This window comes from Arthrobacter sp. Hiyo1 (assembly GCF_001263615.2).
Taxonomy (GTDB): Bacteria; Actinomycetota; Actinomycetes; order Actinomycetales; family Micrococcaceae; genus Arthrobacter.
Map to the genome: position 1 here is coordinate 393434 of NZ_DF952470.1, position 4367 is coordinate 397800.

4 protein-coding genes are annotated in these 4367 nt (G+C 63.5%); 2 read left to right on the top strand and 2 right to left on the bottom strand.

Features of this window, described 5'->3' with window-relative positions; genetic code table 11:
- The first annotated feature begins 101 nt into the window (after nucleotides 1-101).
- Both AHiyo1_RS10705 and AHiyo1_RS10710 read left to right on the top strand, forming a co-directional pair.
- A complete protein-coding gene (locus AHiyo1_RS10705; RefSeq protein WP_059388556.1) occupies nucleotides 102-893 on the top strand; it encodes an SDR family NAD(P)-dependent oxidoreductase in 792 nt (263 codons plus the stop codon).
- A complete protein-coding gene (locus AHiyo1_RS10710; RefSeq protein WP_059388557.1) occupies nucleotides 890-2152 on the top strand; it encodes an acyl-CoA dehydrogenase family protein in 1263 nt (420 codons plus the stop codon). The genes AHiyo1_RS10705 and AHiyo1_RS10710 overlap by 4 nt, the downstream gene beginning before the upstream one ends.
- A 125-nt stretch (nucleotides 2153-2277) precedes the next feature.
- Here the strand turns inward: AHiyo1_RS10710 and AHiyo1_RS10715 are convergent, their stop codons facing one another.
- Entirely contained in the window at nucleotides 2278-2610 is a 333-nt protein-coding gene (locus tag AHiyo1_RS10715) for an L-rhamnose mutarotase (RefSeq protein WP_059388558.1), read from the bottom strand.
- Between the two features lie 65 nt (nucleotides 2611-2675).
- On the bottom strand, nucleotides 2676-4070 hold the full coding sequence (locus AHiyo1_RS10720) for an MFS transporter (RefSeq protein WP_059388559.1): 1395 nt from the start codon (nucleotides 4068-4070) through the stop codon (nucleotides 2676-2678).
- Nucleotides 4071-4367 lie beyond the last annotated feature (297 nt).

The window sequence follows — 4367 nt, forward strand, 5'->3', positions numbered from 1 at the left end:
CTAACGCCGCGCGCTTGGCCGCAGGCCCCTCACCAGTGCACAATCAAAGTGATTCAGTTAACATTCATTAACGGATTTTGGTTCTGCATCGAGGAGGATGGATGGACATCAAGGGCGCAGTTGCGTTGATAACCGGCGGGGCTTCGGGTTTGGGGGCCGCAACCGCAAGGCGATTGCTCGACGCCGGAGCGTCGGTAGTGCTGCTTGACCTCCACTCATCTCCCGGCGAGTCCCTCGCCGCCGAACTCAATGCCGCGGGAGCCGACGGCAGGGCCGTGTTCGTCCCCGCCGACGTCACGAACGAAGAGCAGGTGCAGGCCGCCGTCGATGCTGCCGTCGCGCTGGGCCCGCTCCGGATCCTGGTCAACTGTGCTGGCGTAGCAACCCCGGGCAAAGTACTGGGCAAAGACGGTGTGCTGCCGCTCGAGAACTTCAACAGGGTCATCCAGATCAACCTCGTGGGGACCTTCAACGTGATCCGCCTCGCTGCCGCCGCGATGGCCCGGAACGAACCTGCGTCCACCGAACTCGGTGGCGAGGAACGCGGAGTCATCATCAACACAGCCTCCGTGGCGGCTTTCGACGGCCAGATCGGACAGCCTGCGTATGCCGCGTCCAAGGGGGCCGTGGCCGCGATGACGTTGCCCCTGGCCCGTGAATTTGCGCGCTCGCTGGTGCGCGTCATGGCCATTGCTCCAGGCATTTTCGAAACCCCGATGCTGGCCGGCTTGCCCCAGGACGCCCAGCTCTCCCTGGGCCAGCAGGTGCCGCACCCGGCGCGTCTTGGCCGCCCCGCCGAGTACGCCAACCTCGTGGCGCACATCGTGGAGAATGCCATGCTCAACGGCGAAACCATCCGCCTCGACGGCGCAATCCGGATGGCACCGAAGTGAGCCAGACGCACAAGCTCGCGGCCGCCGTCGAACACCCGGCTGGTTCGCTGCCTTCCTTGCCTTCGGCAGACTTTTTCGATTTCGAGTCCCTCCTCAGCGTCCAGGAACAGCGCAAGCTCAACGAGCTCCGGCAATTCCTGGCCACGGAAATCGCGCCGTATGCCGAGGATTGGTGGGACAAAGCTGAGTTCCCGGCGCACATCCTGCCCAAGCTCGCGGCCCTTCGCCTGAGCACCCCCACGCACCGCGGCTACAGCAACCTGTTCGCAGGGCTCGTGATCGCGGAAATGACCCGCGTGGACACCTCCATTGCCACGTTCTTCATGGTCCACCACGACCTTTTCATCGAGGCGCTGTACGAGTTCGGCTCCAAGGATCAACAGGACCGCTACCTCGACGACGCCTCCAATCTGCGGACCACTGGTGCGTTTGCGCTCACGGAACCGGATCACGGATCCGACGTGGCCGGCGGCCTGCAGACTGTGGCCCGCCGGATCCCCGGGGGAGCCGACGACGGCGGCGACTACTGGGTGCTGAACGGCGCCAAGCGCTGGATCGGTAACGGGACGTTCTGCGACCACATGCTGGTCTGGGCCCGGGACGAGGCCGACGGCGCTATTCGCGGCTTCATCGTGGACGGCACGTTGCCTGGCGTGACCCGCACCAAGATCGAGAACAAGATCGCCCTGCGTACGGTGCAAAACGCTGACATTGTCCTCAAAGACGTCCGGGTTGCCGAGGCAGATCGTTTTTCCGGGATCAACAGTTTCGCGGACACCAACCACCTGCTGCGCGGATCACGGCTCATGGTGGCCTGGCAGGCCGTGGGGCAGCAGTTGGCGGCATTCGACGTCGCCCGCCAGTATGCGCTTGACCGCCAGCAGTTCGGCCGCCCGCTGGCGAAGTTCCAACTCATCCAGCAGCAATTGGTGGACATGCTCGGAAATGCCGTGGCAAGCATGGGGATGATGGTGCGGATCGCCCAGCTGCAGGAGGATATCTACACGGACAGCAAGGGAGTGCGGCACGGCGGAGCCCAAATGGCCCAGGTGGCCCTGGCCAAGGCGTACTGCAGCGCCCGTATGCGCGAAACCGTGGCGATGGGCCGATCCATCCTGGGCGGGAACGGCATCGTGACCGACTACCGGATGGCAAAGATCTTTGCCGATGCTGAGGCGATCTACACCTATGAAGGATCGTTCGAGATCAACTCACTCATCGTGGGCCGGGCCGTGACAGGGGTTTCCGCGATCGTTTGAGGGCTTTTGGCGCTGTACCCGGTCGGGTTCGTGACGCCGGGCGCGCGATTCCGGGGCTTGTTTCCCAGGCCGGAGCTTGAAGCGCGGCGATGGGAAACAAGCCCCGGTTTTCGGAACCCAAGGCCTCAACCCCGGAACAGCTGGTCCTCGAGATTGAAGATTTCCGTGAGCTGGACGAATCCTTGGTCGGGTGCCTGTGCGTCGTTTTCGAACAGGAGCGCCATTTCCGCCTGCCAGCGGGCATTCACGTCAGTCAGGGCCATGCGGGTCCGGGCCGCATCGAAATCGTCGCATTCCACGTACCCCACCAGCAGCCCGTCGTCAGCCAGGAACAGCGAATAGTTGTTCCATCCGGCTGCCTTGAGTTCACGCAGCATCTCCGGCCAGACGGCCGCGTGGCGGCGCCGATACTCCGGAATATGGCTGGGTTTGACCGAGGAGCGGAAGCAGACGCGCATCGAGGTTCCCACTTTCTGTGAATCGTTTCATTCATGGGCGGCGAAGAGCCGCAAAATCGCGCAGCTTACCGGGTGCCGGCCCGGAGCTGGCGGTATTCCTCGCGGGGAACCGGGGTCGCGTCCGGCGTGCCCAGCTGATTGAGCGGGATACGGTACGTTTCCCGGGCCGACCAAGCGGCCACGGCGCCGATGATGCAGATTCCGAAGCAGATGGACCCGATGATGAGCGGTACGTTCGCGGATCCCGGCGGCGCGATCGCCGTGAAGATACTCGGAAGGAATGCCGTGATGACGAGGCCGATGTTCTGCGAGATCGCGAATCCCGTGACGCGGGTACGGGCGGGGAAGAGCTCCTGGAAATAGCTGGCGAACGTTGCATTCCAGACTTGGTAGAGCGTGCCCCACATGAGGATCGAGAGGACGATGGTGAGCAGTACGTTGTTCTGGCTGACCGCGTACAGGTAAGCGTAGGCCAGCACTCCTGAGCTCAACGAGCCGAAGATCATCAATGGCCTGCGGCCGAACCGGTCCGAAAGATCTCCGAACAACGGGATGAGGGCCAGTGCGACGACGTTGGCCAGGACCGGGATCCAGAGATAGACGGTGGTGCTCATGCCGACGCCGTAGCCCGGCTGGGTAGCGTAGGCCGCTCCGAAGACTGCAACGGTGACACCGACGACGTTGACCAGGGTCATGCAGACTGCGCGAACCACGTTGAGACCGCTTTCGCGCAGCACGCGGACGATCGGCATCTTCGGGATCTCTTGGTGTGCCTTTTCTTCGGTGAAGATGGGGGTTTCTTCGACCCGGCGGCGGATCATGTAGCCTGCGAACACCACGAGGGAGCTGAGGAGGAATGGAATGCGCCAGCCCCAGGATTTGAACGATTCACTGGAGAGCATGGCCGAGAGCGGGAGGAAGACTGCGGCGGCGATAATTTGCCCGGCCTGGGTGCCCTGGAGCGCGAAGCTTGCGTAGAAGCCCCGGCGTCCGAAAGGTGCGTGCTCCACGATCATGGCGCTGGCCCCGCTGAGTTCGCCGGCCACCGCAAAGCCCTGGATGAGCCTGACGGCGACCAGCAGGACGGGCGCCAGGAGGCCGACCTGGCCGTAGGTAGGCAGCAGTGCGACGGCGAAGGTCGAAGCGCCCATCATGAGCATCGCCAGGACCAGGACATTCTTACGGCCATGCTTGTCGCCCCACTGTCCCAGGACGAATGCGCCGATGGGGCGGGCCACGTAGCCCACGGCGTATGTGCCAAGGGAAGCGATCAGCGCCACGGTCGGGTTTCCGGCAGGAAAGAAGACGCCGGGAAACACCAGAGCGGCGGCCTGTGCATAGATGAACCAGTCGTAGTACTCAAGGGCGCTGCCGATCCAGCCGCTGGCTGCCGCTTTCCTCGTGGTGCTGGACTGTCGCGGTTCGATTGAACTTCGCTGCCTGCTCGCGTCGATCTTCATTTTGTCCTCCTTTGGACACGTCGTTGGGGCCACTGGAAGGGCCTTCCCGTCTTTGGGTGTGGTTTCCAGCAGGAGTGCGGCGCCATCGCAAGAATCGGACTGAACTTCCGCTTGGTATGCGCTTTCCCATCTGGTAAGCGCTTTCCATGAGACACCCGCGCGGCCGTGCTGTCAAGGTTAAGTTGTTGTGCCGGTCACACTGGCGACAGACGCTCGGCCCGGCGCGATCGCGTCATCGATGGAGCGGCCGTGAGCCCGGGGAACTACGGCGAACCCGTGCTCTTGCGGAGGGTGACG